Genomic DNA, 15,015 nt, shown 5'->3' with positions numbered 1-15,015 from the left:
CTTCGATCGGGAGCTGTCAGTTTTTGTTTTCGCATCGGATTGATCTGAAAACCGGTTCCCACTTTTCAGCCGATGCTTTAAATCTCCAGCGCCCCCAAACGCTTTATCTGCCGAATGGTCAGCATGGTGCGCACCGTATCCACATGCTCATTGCTGGTCAGCACCTCAATGACAAAATCCTGAAAGACAGTCAGATTCTCCGCCACGCATTGCAGCAGAAAATCGCTTTCACCATTGACCATCCACGCCTGACGCACCAGCGGCCATTGATTGGTGGTGGCGGCAAACGCCTTGAGATTGGCATCCGACTGGTGCTTCAAGCCCACCATGCAAAAGGCCACAAGGTCAAAACCAAGCTTGGGACCGTTCAAAAGCGCATGATAGCCCTGGATAATGCCGCCCTCTTCCAGCTTGCGCACCCGGCGCAGGCAGGGTGGTGCCGAAATGCCGACCCGCTCGGACAGCTCCACATTGGTCATGCGGCCATCGCGCTGCAACTCTCTTAAAATTTTTATGTCGATAGCATCCAGTTCTGCGCGAAACACCAGCGATCACCCTTTTATCCTTTGTCGCTCAAGGTTATGACGCCAGCCGCGCAACTGCGCAAGAATATGTCGCCAGCGCGCATAAAAATTGCGGTGGATTGAATTGCCTTGTTGTTAAAGCAATGCTGCCCTTGAATAAATGCATAGAGCCTTCATAAATGAAATGAAGAAAAGGCGAGGAAGGCTTCCTATATGCGGTCTTTCAACACGTCCCTCGCCCTTGAAAGGAACTGACATGTCTGCCCGTCACACCAAAGTGCTGATCATCGGCTCTGGCCCTGCCGGTTACACTGCCGCCATTTATGCCGCACGCGCCATGCTGAAGCCGGTGCTGATTGCTGGCATGGAGCAAGGTGGCCAGTTGATGATCACCACCGATGTTGAAAACTATCCCGGCTTTGGCGATCCGATTCAAGGCCCCTGGCTGATGGAGCAAATGCTCAAGCAGGCAACCCATGTTGGCACCGAAATTGTCAATGATGTGGTAACCGAGGTGGATACCTCGCACAGGCCCTTCACCGTCAAAACCGATAGCGGCACGATCTGGACGGCTGACACGCTGATTATCTGCACCGGTGCCAAGGCCAAGTGGCTTGGCATTGAAAGCGAGCAGCATTTTCAGGGCTTTGGCGTATCGGCCTGCGCCACCTGCGATGGCTTTTTCTATCGCAACAAGGATGTGATTGTGGTTGGCGGCGGCAATTCGGCGGTCGAGGAAGCGCTTTACCTTTCGCATATCGCGAAAACCGTCACCGTCGTGCATCGCCGCGACAGCTTCCGCTCGGAAAAGATCCTGCAAGAACGTCTGTTTGCCAAGGAAAACGTCAAGATCATCTGGAACAGTGTTGTCGATGAAGTGACGGGCATTCCGGCCAAGCACCCCATGCCGCCATCGGTGACCGGCGTGAAGCTGAAGAATATTCAAACCGATGCTATCACCGAAATGCCGATTGACGGCGTGTTTGTGGCCATTGGCCATGCGCCCGCAGTAGAGCTGTTCAAGGGCAAGCTGAAATTGAAGCCCAATGGCTATCTGTGGACGGCTCCTGATTCGACCGCCACTGATGTGCCCGGCGTGTTTGCCGCAGGCGATGTGACCGATGATGTCTATCGTCAGGCCATTACGGCTGCTGGCATGGGCTGTATGGCGGCTTTGGAAGCGGAACGTTTTTTGGCTGTGGCAGACGCCCCGGCCCTGGCTGCGGAGTAAGAGCATGATGCGAGGGGGCAGCAATATACCGCTGGATTGGGACAAGTTGCGGATTTTCCATGCCGCAGCCGAGGCTGGGTCCTTTACCCATGCGGCCGATAAGCTGCACCTTTCGCAATCGGCCATCAGCCGACAGGTCAGCGCGCTGGAGCAAGACGTGGGGGTGAAATTGTTTCACCGCCACGCCCGTGGCCTGATTCTCACCGAGCAAGGCGAGTTGCTCTATCGCACCGCCCATGATGTGCTGCTGAAGCTGGAAACAGTGAAAATGCAGCTGACGGAAACCACCGACAAGCCCACCGGCAAATTGCGCGTCACCACCACCGTCGGCCTTGGCCAAGGCTGGTTGACCGATAAGGTGCAGGAGTTTCTGCAACTCTATCCCGACATGTCGATTCAGCTCATCCTCGACAATGAAGAGCTGGACGTGAACATGCGCCATGCCGATTGCGCCATTCGCCTGCGTCAGCCGCAGCAATCAGACCTGATCCAGCGCAAGCTGTTTACCGTGCATATGCATGTTTATGCGGCACCATCCTATATCAACCGCTATGGCGAACCGCAGACCATTGAAGATCTGGACAATCACCGCATCATTTCCTTTGGTGAACCTGCGCCGAACTATTTGCTGGATGTGAACTGGCTGGAAGTGGCGGGCCGCTCTTCCGATAACCGCCGTATTCCGCATTTGCAGATCAACAGCCAAACCTCCATCAAGCGCGCCTGCCTGTTGGGAATCGGCGTTGCCTGTATGCCAGATTATATCGTTGGGCGTGATCCGGGCCTGATTCAGTTGCCGATCAATGCCGATGTTCCGTCGTTCGATACCTACTTCTGCTATCCGGATGAGATGAAAAACGCGGCCAAGCTAAAAGTTTTTCGTGATTTTATCGTCGCAAAAGCCAGAAACTGGAGTTTCTGATTTTTTACAACCGCGATGCATCTGATCGATAACGCCCATGAAAAATAAGGGATTTTTCATGGGCGTTATATTGTTGAACAATCTCTCAATAGCGACAAATTGAGAGACTTGCGACACTTGCATGCCTCCCATGCACAAAAAAGCATTGTTCACTGCACAAAAAACCATCATATAGCACACAGCTGATGCACACGGTGGTTTCCTCCCAGTTCCACCGCACCAGCTGTTCCCCTCTGGAGGTTAGATTAACCTTCACACTTTAGGGCCCTGGAGCAATCCGGTGGCCCCTTTTTTTTGGCTAAATCCCCCATCCGAAATACGCCATGCGCCATTTGCCTATGCGCTTGATGAATTTTGTTCGCATGCCATTGAAACGCAATCTTTGCACCCTAAATAGAGTTTAGCTGAGCAAAGCAGCTACCTTTGGGTGGCCTCCCTTTTCAGCTGTTCCCCTCTGGAGGATGAATATCTCCACACCTTCAGCACCCGGCGACGGGTGCTTTTTTTTGCAATATTCAAAATTCAGCTCTTGATATCGTATTTTATCGATCCATATATCGGTTATGGACGATATAACCTCACCACCGAACCAGGCTTTGAGCCATGGCGATCTGCCAGACAATCTTGATGACGCCCTGAAGGCGCTTTCCAGTCCTGTCCGGCTATCCATGCTGCAATGGCTGAAAGAGCCGGAGCTGCATTTTAGCGATCAAGCCCATCCGCTGGAAATGGGGGTTTGTGCCAGTCAGTTCGAGCGGTGTGGTCTGTCTCAGTCCACGGTTTCGGCCCATCTCGCAAGCTTGCAAAAAGCAGGCCTCGTGACCTCCAAAAAAGTGGGCCAATGGATTTTCTACAAACGGGATGAAGAGGCGATCAAAGCTTTTCTTACAAAGCTTAAAACCCACCTCTGACCCCATCTCCTCCCCTATCCCATCGCCTCCTCAGAAAGGACGATTCAATGACCACTCTGTTCGATCCCATCCAGATCGGCGACATCGCCGCCTCCAACCGGATTGCCATGGCACCGCTGACGCGCAATCGTTCACCAAACGCTGTGCCACGCGCCATGACGGCCACCTATTACAGCCAGCGTGCAACGGCCGGTCTGCTGATCACCGAAGCCACCGCCATTTCTCATCAGGGACAGGGCTATGCCGACGTGCCCGGCCTCTATACGCCAGAATCCATCGAAGGCTGGAAGGCCGTGACCAAAGCCGTACATGACGCGGGCGGCAAGATTGTCACGCAACTCTGGCATGTTGGCCGCATCTCGCACACCAGCCTGCAACCTAATGGCGGCAAGCCGGTTGCCCCTTCTGCCATCGCGGCAAAGTCCAAGACCTATATTATGGACGGCGAAGGCAAGGGCCATTTTGCCGATACATCCGAGCCAAGGGCGCTGGAGCTGTCGGAAATTCCGGGCCTGATTGAAGATTACCGCAAGGCCGCCCGCGCCGCGATTGATGCCGGATTTGATGGCGTGGAGATCCACGCCGCCAACGGCTATCTGCTGGAGCAGTTCATGCGCTCCAACAGCAACCAGCGCAGCGATGCTTACGGTGGTTCTATTGAGAACCGCATCCGCCTGACGCTGGAAGTGGTGCAGGCCATTACCCGCGAAATCGGCAGCAGCCGCACCGGTATTCGCCTCTCACCGGTCACGCCCGCCAATGATGTGTTCGACCCAGAACCACAAGCGCTTTACACCGCCTTGATCGAAAAGCTCGCACCGTTTGATCTGGCCTATATTCACGTTATCGAAGGTGCAACCGGCGGTGCACGTGACTTTAGCCAAGGCGATACGCCATTCGATTGGGCAGCTTTCAAAGACGCCTACATCAATGCTGGTGGTAAGGGCGTGTGGATGGTCAACAATGGTTATGACAAGAAAACCGCAACGGACGCGATTGCATCCGGCAGGGCCGACATGGTGGCATTTGGCAAGCCATTCATTTCCAACCCCGATCTGGTGGAACGCCTGAAGACCGACGCGCCTTTGAACGAGCTGGATCAGGCCACCATGTATGGTGGCGGCGAAAAGGGTTACACGGACTACCCTACCCTGAACGCCTGATCTCGCCATCGACCTGCCCTCGCTCATGGGTTGGGGCAGGTCGAAGATTATCTCAGGCCACGCACTTCAGGTTTTCAAGTGTCGTCAGCACCGCCTCATCCAGCGGCGTATGTGGCTCGGCACCCAGCACCTCCACCAAATGCTGATTGTCCAGCCGCAATGGCTCCTGCCAGAGATAACGCATCTCCCGCAACTCTTTGAACAAGGGCATAAAGGGAGCCAGCACAGGCACAATCCACCACGGAAAGCGGCGGGTTTTGATCGACGTCCTGCCAAGACTTTTGGCAATTGCCTGCACCATGCCAAGGCCATCGGCATCATAATGGCCCGCCATATGAAATCGTGCAAAGGTGGGTAACTCTTGCGCTTTTTCCAACAATTGCGCAAATGTCTCGGCCACATCAGGCAGATAGGCCCATGCATGTCCAAGCCCCGGCTTGCCCGGCAAGGCAACCGATGTGATCGGCTTTCCCGGCTTCACCAGGCCTTGCGCAAACCAGTTGTTGCCTGCCTCCGGGCCAAAAAAATCCCCTGCCCGCACCAGAATCGTTCGAACGCCATCCTGTGCCGCCGCTTGCAGCCGTTGCTCCAAATTCACCCGAATGGCTCCCTTTACGGTCAGGGGATGCTGCGGGCTATCCTCTTTCAACAGGGGAAAGGCATCCGGCCCAAAGTTATAGATGGTTCCCGGCATCAGAATAAGAGCACCATGGGCCTTGGCTGCGGCAATGCTGTTGTCAATCATCGGCAACACCAATTCACCCCAGCGTTGATAGCCCGGCGGGTTGACGCCATGTACAAGCGCAAAAGCCCCCGCTGCCGCATCCAACACATCCTTCGCATTCATGGCATCGCCCTGCACCCACTCGAAGGCGGGGTTGCACTTTGCCATCTCGCTTGCACGCCGATGCAGTGCCCGAATGCGATAGCCGCGCAATTGTAGCACTTTGGCGAGTGCGCCCCCAATGCCGCCGGTGGCTCCCATAACCAAAATCAGTTTTCTATTGTCCATCTCTGTCATCATCTGTCTCCATCATCGTCTCTCTGCTTCACGGGTGAGGCTGATGGGCAGAGAGTGCATCTGAAACAGGACTTTCAAAATTGTATATTTCTGTAGCTATGCTATACATTTTTGCATGGTAAAAGACGTCACCAGTTGGGATCACTTTCGCAGCTTTCTGGCCGTGCTGGATGAAGGTTCGCTTTCCGCCGCCGCCAGAACGCTTGGGCTGACCCAACCCACAGTGGGACGGCATATCGAAGCGCTGGAAGCCATGTTTGGCACCGCGCTGTTTTTGCGGATTCCGCAAGGATTGCTGCCAACGGACACAGCCCTGGCCATGCGGCCGCAGGCAGAAGTCATGGCGGCCAGCAGCGCCACGCTGGCCCGCATTGCTTCAGGCGCGCATCAGAACGCCCAAGGTACGGTGCGCATCAGCGCCAGTGAAATTGTCGCCATCGAGATTCTGCCGCCCGTTCTGGCAAGCTTGCAGGAAAGTCACCCGAAGCTGGAAATCGAACTGTCGCTCTCGGATAAGGTAGAGGATTTGTTGCGCCATCAGGCCGATATTGCCGTGCGCATGGTAGCACCGCAGCAAGGCAATCTTCTCAGCCAGCGCATCGGCACGATCCGCATTGGTTTTCACGCCCACAAAAGCTATCTCGCCAAACACGGCACGCCCGTAACGCTGGAGGATTTACATCAGCACCGCTTGATCGGATTTGATCGGCATTTGGCCTATATTCGCGATATTTTGAAGATGCGGCCCGATCTTGCGCAAATCCACTTTGCCTTTCGCTGCGATAGCAATGCAGCGCAATTTGCCGCCATTCGTTCCGGAGCAGGCATTGGCATGTGCCAAACCACCTTGGCAAAGCGCCATGATGATCTGGTCGAGGTTTTACCGAACCAACTCAACATCGATCTCGACACCTATGTGGTGATGCATGAAGATCTCAAGCATAGCCCCCGCTGTCGGGTCACTTTTGACGCGATAGTCAACGGATTGAAAGCCTATCAGGCGGAGTGACGACCCTGTGAGGGCTGATAGTCGTCCACGATCTCGACCTCAGGACGATCATCGCCGCTGCTCATCTCTGCACGCCACTTGCCATTCTCGTCCTGATAGACGATGCGCACTGGCTCATCGTTCAGCGACAACTCGCGCACCACAATCCGCGCCGCCTCCAGCGCCTGATCGTGATTGTCGAATCGCTCGGAATAGGCTCCGTTTAAACGATAAGCCCAGCCTTCATCATGGGGTACGATCTCATAGGTAACTTTGACCATCGTGGTTCCTCTCCCAGGAATAGCTCGGATTTTGACAGATGATAAACAATATAGAGCTTTGATCTGCCACATCATTTTATCATTAAACCTATGCCGGAATAAGCCGGGGTCAAGGATAAAATCATACGATTTCCTGTACAGGTTATATTATTGCATCTTGGGCGCGGAACTGCAAATAGCACTCAACCGTTACGGTCTACGTCAGGAAAGATTCGCCATCTTCCCAAAAGCGGCAGAGAAAAGGATGACAGCAGGTGAGCGATTTAAAACAAGAAAAATTCCTGGTGTTACCGGTTCTTTTGGCGCTCATTGCCTATTTTGCAGAGCATAGCCTGCTTGAAGCAGGGCGTATCGTGTCGTTGTTGGGCGCTGCCGTACTGGTGGGTGGCATTCTGGTGGCCTCAATGCGCGTTGCCCACCACGCCGAAATTCTGGCGCATAAAGTTGGCGATCCCTATGGCACCATGATTCTCACCCTGTCTGCGGTGGCCGTGGAAGTGTTGATCCTGGCCATCATGATGCGCGGCGAGGAATCACCCACCCTGGTGCGTGACACCATCTATTCAGCCGTGATGCTCGACATCAACGGCATTTTAGGTCTGGCGGCACTGCTGGGCGGCCTGAAGCATGGCGAGCAACCCTATAATGACGATAGTGGCAAAACCTACGGTGTGATGATTCTCACCGCCATGGGCATTTCCATGATTGTGCCGGAATTTGTGCCCGACGCCAAATGGACCTATTATTCAGCCTTCACCATTTTTGCCATGCTGGCGCTTTATGCGGTGTTTTTGCGCATGCAGGTTGGCCAGCACAGCTATTTTTTCAGCTACAGCTATCCGCGCCGTGCCGCATCAAGCGCAAAAGAGGAAGCCCCCGCTGAAGAAGAGCATTCCGTTGCCACCTCCATCGCCATCATCATCATCGGCGTGGTGGTTATTGGTATCCTCGCCGAATTCATGTCGGCGTTGATGGGAGAAGGACTGCGCGGCACCGGCGCACCTCCGGCCATTATGGCGATTTTGGTGGCCTCGATTTCGGCAGCACCCGAAATTATCACCGCGTTGAAAGCGGCCTTGCACAATCGCATGCAGGCAACCGTCAACATCGCCATGGGGGCTTCGCTCTCCACCGTCATCCTTACGGTGCCGGTTATGGAGGGCATAGCGCTTTACACCGGCCAGCCTTTCATCATGGCCATGAGCCCGGTGCAGACGGTGATGGTCACAATAACGCTGATTGCTGCAGCCATAAATCTCAACGATGGCGAGACAAATGCAATTGAAGGTATGACTCACTTTGTTCTTTTTGCAACGTTCATCATGCTTTCAGCTTTGGGGCTCTAAACTAACCTTACAAACCTAGGAACCTTTGTCACATTTGCGTCAATGGGGAACGAATCACACACACGTTCGTTGACGTCCCATGGAGATACGGCGACAAAACCAACATAGTTGCCGCATTATCACCAAGATGAAGGACAACAAACCGAACATGCTACACGCATGGTTTTTGAATCGGGAGCTACGGCCTTGAAGCGATTAGATGTTCTCGACGGGATGCGAGGGTATTTCCTTGTGTTCATGATGCTGAATCACCTGATTTTCACGGGTGGTTATCTGCTGGTGAAAATCAATCATAACCAGCTGACATTTGTTGAAGATGCACAGGGTTTCGTGTTCATGTCGGGCCTTCTGGTGGGCATGGTATACGGGCGAAAAATGCTGAAAAGCGGCTACGATGCCGCCCGAGACCGGATCTGGGCTCGCGCCTTTGAGTTGTATCGCTATGCCATGGGCATTGTGCTGGTGATTCTGGCGGCGCGTCTGGTTTTGCCCCAATCCACCCAGATCTGGCGTGACTGGTTGGGTGAAACCAGCCTGAATGATCCGCTTCGTCTTGGCTCGATTGCAACATTTCTGTTCCAGCCGACCTTTATGGATATTTTGCCGCAATATATCATTTACATGATTTTTGCGCCGATGCTGATCTGGCTGTGTGTCACGGGCCGCTGGGTGCAGGTGGCAATCGGCTCACTGCTGGTGTGGATGGCGGGGCAGCTTGGCCTGCATCGCCTCCTCACTTATCCGTTGAATGATTGGTTGAGCGCCACAGACAAGGAGGGCATTCGTGCCAGCTTCAACCTGCTTGGCTGGCAGATTGTGTTCTTCTCTGGGGTGATTGCTGGCAGCATGACAGCCAATCGTGCCATTGACTGGACAAAGGTGTTCGCGCCGGAAAAGACCCTGATTCCAAAATTTGCGCTGGCAATTCTGGTGTTCTTTGCGCCGCTTCGCATCCTGACGGCCAATGGCTGGATGCCGGGTTCTGTGTTGCAGAAATTCGGCACCATGGAAGTGCGGGCAGATTTCGGGCCGGTTTACCTGCTCAATTTTATTGCGCTCGCCAGTCTGGTGGCATGGCTGCTGATTGCTGGTCACAAGCATGAGAACGCATTTGTGCGCAAAGCTGCAAACGTGCTTCACAGCCTGTTTACGCTCAGCTTCCTGCGCCTCATTGGCCGCCATTCGCTGCACGTTTATGTCTGGCATGTGCTGGTGGTCTTTGCGGTGCGCTACATCGACGGCCTTGCTGGTCCCTTTACGGAATTCACAAAGACGATCATTGCCGTCTTCTGCGTCTCACTGCTGGCCATCCCTGCCCTCTACCGCGAGAGAGAGCTGTTTTTTCAACAGCCCAAAGAGCTTGATCCCAAAGGCGCAACCTCATCGCAGATGAAATATACAAAAACGGCATAAGCAGAGAAAAACTGCGACACATAAAAAGGCAGGAAAAAAAGGCGGGATGGTTTGACCATCCCGCCTTTTTCGTCATCACTTACATCGCCATGCGCCATATATGGGCACGGCGATGTAACACATTTGATCTGCTGCATAATTTTCTCCCTAAATCCACTCCGACCTAAGGAATTATGCGGTAAACTCTTACTTGCAAGCCGCGCAGAAGCGCTGAATGCGCTTGCAGGCCTCTTCCAGCAGCTCTTCCGACGTGGCGTAGGAAATACGGAAGTTGGGGCCAAGGCCAAAGGCAGAGCCATGAACCACGGCAACGCCTTCGGTTTCCAGCAGTTCTGTGACGAAATCCTCGTCGGTTTCCATCACCTTGCCCGATGGCGCGGTCTTACCCATCAGGCCAGCGCAAGACGGATAAACGTAGAACGCACCTTCCGGCGATGGGCAAATAATGCCCTTGGCCTGGTTGAGCATCGACACCACCAGATCACGACGACCTTCAAAGATCTTCTTGTTTTCTGGAATAAAGGCTTGCGTGCCATTCAAAGCTTCCACAGCCGCCCATTGAGCAACCGAGCAGGCACCGGATGTCTGCTGGCCCTGAATCATGTCCATGGCCTTGATCAACGGCAGCGGACCTGCGGCATAGCCAATACGCCAGCCGGTCATGGCATAGGCCTTGGACACACCGTTCATGGTCAAAGTGCGGTCATAGAGCTTTGGCTCCACTTCAGCAGGCGTTGCGAATTTGAAATCGCCGTAGGTCAGGTGCTCATACATGTCATCGGTCAACACCCAGACTTGCTCATGCTTGACCAGCACATCGGTCAGCGCCTTCAGCTCGTCATGGGTATAGGCCGCACCCGATGGGTTGGAGGGCGAGTTGAACAGGAACCACTTGGTCTTGGGCGTAATTGCCTTTTCAAGATCGGCAGCCGTCAGCTTGAAGTTATTTTCCTGTGTCGTGGCAACAAACACAGGTGTGCCGCCGCACAGCGCCACCATTTCCGGATAAGAAACCCAGTAAGGGGTCGGGATGATCACTTCATCGCCAGGGTTCATGGTTGCCATGAAGGCATTGAACAGAATCTGCTTGCCGCCGGTGCCGACAATGGTCTGCTCCGGCTTGTAATCGAGGCCGTTCTCGCGCTTGAACTTTTCAGCAATGGCCTTGCGCAATTCTGGAATGCCAGAAATGGGCGTATACTTGGTTTCGCCACGGTTGATTGCGTCAATCGCCGCCTGCTTGATATTGTCTGGTGTGTCGAAATCCGGTTCACCGGCTCCAAGGCCAATCACATCGCGGCCTTTCGCCTTCAGTTCGCGCGCTTTCTGCGACACTGCGATGGTGGCTGAGGGCTTAACACGGGAAAGAGCGTCGGCAAGAAAAGCCATGTAACATATCCTGAAGCTAATGAACGATCACGGGCCTCGGATTTTCCAAGGCTTCAGGTTACAGCTCTATGACAATTCTCAAGCCCTGTTTCAAGCATAAACGCTGCGCGGCGCTGCTTTTCTTGTCACGGTGACAAAGGCAGTCATTGGGGCAGACATTGGGGCAGACATTGGCGCAAACCATCCCAAAAAGGGAAGCTATTAACCCGCTTCAGGGCCAAATGTTAACGCGCCACAATATCGCCTTATTTTTTGCGGTGCAGTGCCACAATTCTGTCCCTTTACGAACCATTTCGAGCGGCTTTTATCACCCTGCGGTTTGGGTGCAATAAAGCGGTGACACGATGACACAGAAGACTGAAAATCAACTTGGAAGACGGCTGCGTATCCGCGCAGTTTTCGCATCACTCACAGTGGTTGGCGTGTCGATGTTTGGCCCGATTGCAAGCGCTGCCGCCGCCGTTGAGCCGCAATCCGTCGTCCAGATAGCGGATGCGGTAACCCAGCCAGCCAGTCAAACAGCGCTCGACCTGCTCTCAACGGGCAGCATCGGCACCACAGCAAATCAGGCCCGCAACACTCTGGATAACACCCACATTGATCGCGCCGTTGCCAACAGCGTGTCGTCGGTGCAAATCCCGTCCTATCTCTCCATGCTGGCCGACCGCCGCATTCTGGTTATGCTCAGCCTGATTGGCCTGTTTGTGGTGTGGATCAATCGCACCCCACCCAGTCGTGAGGACAAGAGAAGCTGAAACACCATATCACGCTTGCGAGCACTTCCGGGCTGGATCTTATCCGTCAGTTCCCTTTGCCATTATTTTCCCGAATTTGATTCCGGTTTCGGGATTTATGGATTATGAGGACCTATTGTTTGACGTATAAATAAACAAGGTCCGGAATGACACGCATTCAAGCCAATCTCGCACTTCTTCTGGCCGCCGCCATCTGGGGCGGTGGGTTTGTGGCCCAATCAACCGCCATGAACCATGTGGAAGCCAATTGGTTTAATGCGCTGCGGTTTGGGCTTGCCACACTGGCCGTGCTGCCATTTGCGTGGATGGAAAGCCGCAAAGCAACACGGAAGCTCACTCGAGGCGAAATCGCCAGTTTTGTCATTGTCGGCACTTTTCTGTTTCTGGCGCAGACCGCCCAGCAATTTGGTCTCAAGACCACCACCGTCACCAATGCCAGTTTTTTAACGGGTCTTTACGTCATCATCGTCCCTGTGGTCTCGGTGCTGTTTTTAAAATATCGCCCCCATTGGGTCATCTGGCCCGCATCGCTTGCCTCCCTCACCGGGATCTTTTTGCTGAACGGGGCAAGTCTTGAGACCATTTCGCCCGGCGATAGCCTGACAATCCTCTGCGCTGGCTTTTTCGCCATCCAGATTCTGATGACAGGCCGGATCATGCAAACCGTATCGCGCCCTTTAACCTTGGCCGCCGCGCAATTTGCCGTCACCACCCTGCTCTGCACGGGGGCTGCTGCCTCGCTTGAGCCCATCACCATCAGCGATATTGTCAGTGGCATGCCGCAAATCCTCTATGGCGGCCTGTTGTCGAGCGGCTTGGCGTTCAGCCTGCAAATTATCGGCCAGCGCTACACAACCTCGTCTCAGGCCGCGATCTTCATGTCGTCAGAAGCGCTGTTTGGTGCAATGCTGGGTGCATATTTCCTGCATGAAACACTACCGCCGATTGGTTACATGGGGTGCGGATTGTTATTTTTGGCCATGCTGGCGGTGGAAGTTGTGCCTGAATGGCACAAAACATCGCGCCAAACGGCATAAATTTTAAATCACGCAGCATTTTACCACTGTGAAAAAGTTTACCACAAGTTTGATCAATTTGAGTTGATTTTATTGGCAGTCAGCGCCGACAAGCCGGTTTTTCGCAAATTTTCGCCCAAGGCGCCCCAAATTCGGCTCATTTGCGATTCTCACACCATGACAAAACACAGATTGGTAAAGAAACTTTTGCTTGCCAATTCTCCATAAACGAAGCAATCTTCGCACGTTCGGGCAATTTCAATGCACGGAAAGACCTATAATTTATGGCACCGGAGACGCAGAAGTTCCGGGCAACCACAGGGGAAAAGCGGCGTTGCGTCGTGTGATTTGCTTGTGGCTGCGGTGGCAGGGACCTTTCCTCACCATTTGATTGGCCGGCTAGACCCTTAGGGGATGGAGCATAGCTGTCCGCCGATCCCGGACAGAGACAAAAGGACCTGACGCATGGCCGAAACTGGCATTGTAAAATTCTTCAACGTTGACAAGGGCTTCGGCTTTATCAAGCCGGACAATGGTGCTGCCGACATTTTTGTGCATATCTCAGCCGTTCAGGCATCTGGCCTTTCTGGTCTTAGTGAAAACCAGAAGGTGAGCTTTGATACGGAACCGGACCGCCGCGGCAAGGGACCAAAGGCTGTCAATCTGCAAATCGCAGGCTGATTACCTCGTTCACATTTTTTATTCGCGCAGCGGCCCGGCAAGTTTTGCCGGGTTTTTTTTGAAAAACTGAAATTTTACAATCCCTTGAGATAAGGATTCGTGCGGCGCTCATCGCCAATGCGGCTGCCGGGGCCGTGACCACAGATGAAGCCAACATCATCACCCAGCGGCAAAACCTTGTCGCGAATGCTATCGAGCAATTGCTGATGATTGCCACCGGGCAAATCCGTGCGGCCAATGGAGCCGTTAAACAGCACATCGCCAAGATGGGCAAAATTTTGCGCCCGATTGTAAAAAATCACATGGCCAGGCGCATGGCCGGGGCAATGAAACACCTCAAAACTATGGCCTGAAAAGCCAACGACATCGCCTTCTTTCAAAAAGCGATCCGGCGTGGCATTGCGCATTTTGCCGGGCATTTTGTAGGCAAGCGCCTTCTCCTCGATGCTTTCGAGCAGGAATTTGTCATCTTCATGGGGACCAATGATCTGAATGCCAAGCGCATCCTTCACATCTTCTGCGCCGCCAGCGTGATCGAGATGGCCATGCGTCAACCAGATTTCTTTCAGGGTGATGCCGTTTTTGGCGACCATCTCCAGAATGTGTTCCACATCACCGCCCGGATCGACCACAACACCCTCTTTGGTTTCGCTGTCGAAAAACACCGTGCAATTTTGCTGAAACGGCGTGACCGGAATAATCCCTGCCTGCAACTGACCCATAATACCCTCTTCATCACCATGCGTTAGGCATGACTATAAAACGGTATGTGGATAGCCTTTCCAAGGGTGGAATGCCAGTCTCGGATTATTGAACAGGCTGTGAACCAAGTGACGCCATAACCTGATGGTCGCTCTGCGGCGCGCCGGACAGGAGAAGATTGGCAAGCAACAGCGCAGCGGTAGCCGTTTTCAAGCTAAAAACCAAAATCATCAGAGGGCGCAACTTATCATCTGCAACATCTTGATCTGTCAGCTCAGGTGTCGGGGTCATGGGCGCCTCTCTGCTAATGATTTACCCTAATAAGTCGCGAGGCGCGATTTGGTTGCATGAGAATTAAAATATTTTTTACGATGTCATTTTTCGGAAAACAGAACAGATTTTGCGCAAAATTACGCCATAATCAGACTGTCCGGCAGCCATTGCCACGCCCTTTGCCGCATGCAGGGCATTGTGCGCGCTCATCCCATGGGAAAAGCACAGTTTTTTATGGCAATTCCGCCCTACTCGGCATAGTTTTGCTTGAATTTGGACCGCAAAGAGCAGCAGCGGTTGCCGCAAGGCAATGTGAAGCGTCTAGACGCATTGGAATAGATGAGGAATTTGAAACGTGCAAAGATCGCCGACGGCCAAAACAGCCAAGAAACAGCTGCC

General features: G+C 53.6%; 16 protein-coding genes. 10 read left to right on the top strand and 6 right to left on the bottom strand.

The genetic code is table 11. From position 1 onward, the window contains the following. Window positions 1-77 precede the first annotated feature (77 nt). The gene (locus tag E6C51_RS01560) at window positions 78-545 is read right to left on the bottom strand and encodes an Lrp/AsnC family transcriptional regulator (protein WP_075639908.1); all 468 of its coding nucleotides are present in this window, start codon (window positions 543-545) and stop codon (window positions 78-80) included. Window positions 546-780: 235 nt separating this feature from the next. On the opposite strand from E6C51_RS01560, the gene trxB reads away from it, so the two are divergent. From trxB to E6C51_RS01540, 4 genes are all read left to right on the top strand, one after another. Next, the gene (trxB, locus tag E6C51_RS01555) at window positions 781-1,755 is read left to right on the top strand and encodes a thioredoxin-disulfide reductase (protein WP_146933351.1); all 975 of its coding nucleotides are present in this window, start codon (window positions 781-783) and stop codon (window positions 1,753-1,755) included. A gap of 25 nt (window positions 1,756-1,780) precedes the next feature. Beyond that, entirely contained in the window at window positions 1,781-2,677 is an 897-nt protein-coding gene (locus E6C51_RS01550; RefSeq protein WP_075640336.1) for a LysR family transcriptional regulator VtlR, read from the top strand. A gap of 668 nt (window positions 2,678-3,345) precedes the next feature. Then, window positions 3,346-3,588, top strand: a complete 243-nt coding sequence (locus E6C51_RS01545) for an ArsR/SmtB family transcription factor (RefSeq protein WP_407920766.1) — start codon at window positions 3,346-3,348, stop codon at window positions 3,586-3,588. A 47-nt stretch (window positions 3,589-3,635) separates the two neighbouring features. Next, on the top strand, window positions 3,636-4,751 hold the full coding sequence (locus E6C51_RS01540) for an alkene reductase (protein WP_146933347.1): 1,116 nt from the start codon (window positions 3,636-3,638) through the stop codon (window positions 4,749-4,751). A 52-nt stretch (window positions 4,752-4,803) separates the two neighbouring features. Here E6C51_RS01540 and E6C51_RS01535 read toward each other — a convergent pair whose 3' ends face one another. Then, entirely contained in the window at window positions 4,804-5,772 is a 969-nt protein-coding gene (locus E6C51_RS01535) for an NAD-dependent epimerase/dehydratase family protein (protein WP_210234980.1), read from the bottom strand. A 115-nt stretch (window positions 5,773-5,887) separates the two neighbouring features. Here E6C51_RS01535 and E6C51_RS01530 point away from each other — a divergent pair, with 115 nt between their 5' ends. Next, complete coding sequence (locus E6C51_RS01530) at window positions 5,888-6,781, top strand: LysR family transcriptional regulator (protein WP_190234798.1); 894 nt, start codon at window positions 5,888-5,890, stop codon at window positions 6,779-6,781. On the opposite strand, the gene E6C51_RS01525 is transcribed toward E6C51_RS01530, so the two are convergent. Continuing rightward, a complete protein-coding gene (locus E6C51_RS01525; protein WP_146933343.1) occupies window positions 6,769-7,041 on the bottom strand; it encodes a DUF2188 domain-containing protein in 273 nt (90 codons plus the stop codon). The two genes, E6C51_RS01530 and E6C51_RS01525, sit on opposite strands and share 13 nt — an antisense overlap. Before the next feature lie 254 nt (window positions 7,042-7,295). Here E6C51_RS01525 and E6C51_RS01520 point away from each other — a divergent pair, with 254 nt between their 5' ends. Together E6C51_RS01520 and E6C51_RS01515 are read left to right on the top strand one after the other, a co-directional pair. Next, window positions 7,296-8,387 (top strand): calcium:proton antiporter, encoded by a 1,092-nt coding sequence (locus tag E6C51_RS01520; protein ID WP_146933341.1) that lies wholly within the window; start codon window positions 7,296-7,298, stop codon window positions 8,385-8,387. A 186-nt stretch (window positions 8,388-8,573) separates the two neighbouring features. After that, window positions 8,574-9,800 (top strand): OpgC family protein, encoded by a 1,227-nt coding sequence (locus E6C51_RS01515; RefSeq protein WP_190234797.1) that lies wholly within the window; start codon window positions 8,574-8,576, stop codon window positions 9,798-9,800. 186 nt (window positions 9,801-9,986) lie between these two features. On the opposite strand, the gene E6C51_RS01510 is transcribed toward E6C51_RS01515, so the two are convergent. Next, window positions 9,987-11,189: a pyridoxal phosphate-dependent aminotransferase gene (locus E6C51_RS01510; RefSeq protein WP_190234796.1), complete on the bottom strand. Its 1,203-nt coding sequence runs from the start codon at window positions 11,187-11,189 to the stop codon at window positions 9,987-9,989. Window positions 11,190-11,533: 344 nt separating this feature from the next. Between E6C51_RS01510 and E6C51_RS01505 the strand changes: the two genes are divergently transcribed. From E6C51_RS01505 to E6C51_RS01495, 3 genes are all read left to right on the top strand, one after another. Then, window positions 11,534-11,944: a hypothetical protein gene (locus E6C51_RS01505; RefSeq protein ID WP_190234795.1), complete on the top strand. Its 411-nt coding sequence runs from the start codon at window positions 11,534-11,536 to the stop codon at window positions 11,942-11,944. A 146-nt stretch (window positions 11,945-12,090) separates the two neighbouring features. Next, on the top strand, window positions 12,091-12,981 hold the full coding sequence (locus E6C51_RS01500; protein WP_190234794.1) for a DMT family transporter: 891 nt from the start codon (window positions 12,091-12,093) through the stop codon (window positions 12,979-12,981). A 444-nt stretch (window positions 12,982-13,425) separates the two neighbouring features. Continuing rightward, the gene (locus tag E6C51_RS01495; RefSeq protein WP_075639898.1) at window positions 13,426-13,641 is read left to right on the top strand and encodes a cold-shock protein; all 216 of its coding nucleotides are present in this window, start codon (window positions 13,426-13,428) and stop codon (window positions 13,639-13,641) included. 74 nt (window positions 13,642-13,715) lie between these two features. On the opposite strand, the gene E6C51_RS01490 is transcribed toward E6C51_RS01495, so the two are convergent. After that, window positions 13,716-14,363 carry an MBL fold metallo-hydrolase gene (locus tag E6C51_RS01490; RefSeq protein ID WP_146933333.1) on the bottom strand — a complete coding sequence of 216 codons (648 nt, stop codon included), beginning with the start codon at window positions 14,361-14,363 and terminating at the stop codon, window positions 13,716-13,718. A gap of 85 nt (window positions 14,364-14,448) precedes the next feature. Then, a complete protein-coding gene (locus E6C51_RS01485; RefSeq protein ID WP_146933331.1) occupies window positions 14,449-14,634 on the bottom strand; it encodes a hypothetical protein in 186 nt (61 codons plus the stop codon). Between the last annotated feature and the right edge of the window lie 381 nt (window positions 14,635-15,015).

The organism is Gillisella terrae, from assembly GCF_004801395.1.
GTDB classification, from domain to species: domain Bacteria; phylum Pseudomonadota; class Alphaproteobacteria; order Rhizobiales; family Rhizobiaceae; genus Allorhizobium; species Allorhizobium terrae.
This window is presented reverse-complemented; position numbering and strand designations above follow the sequence as displayed.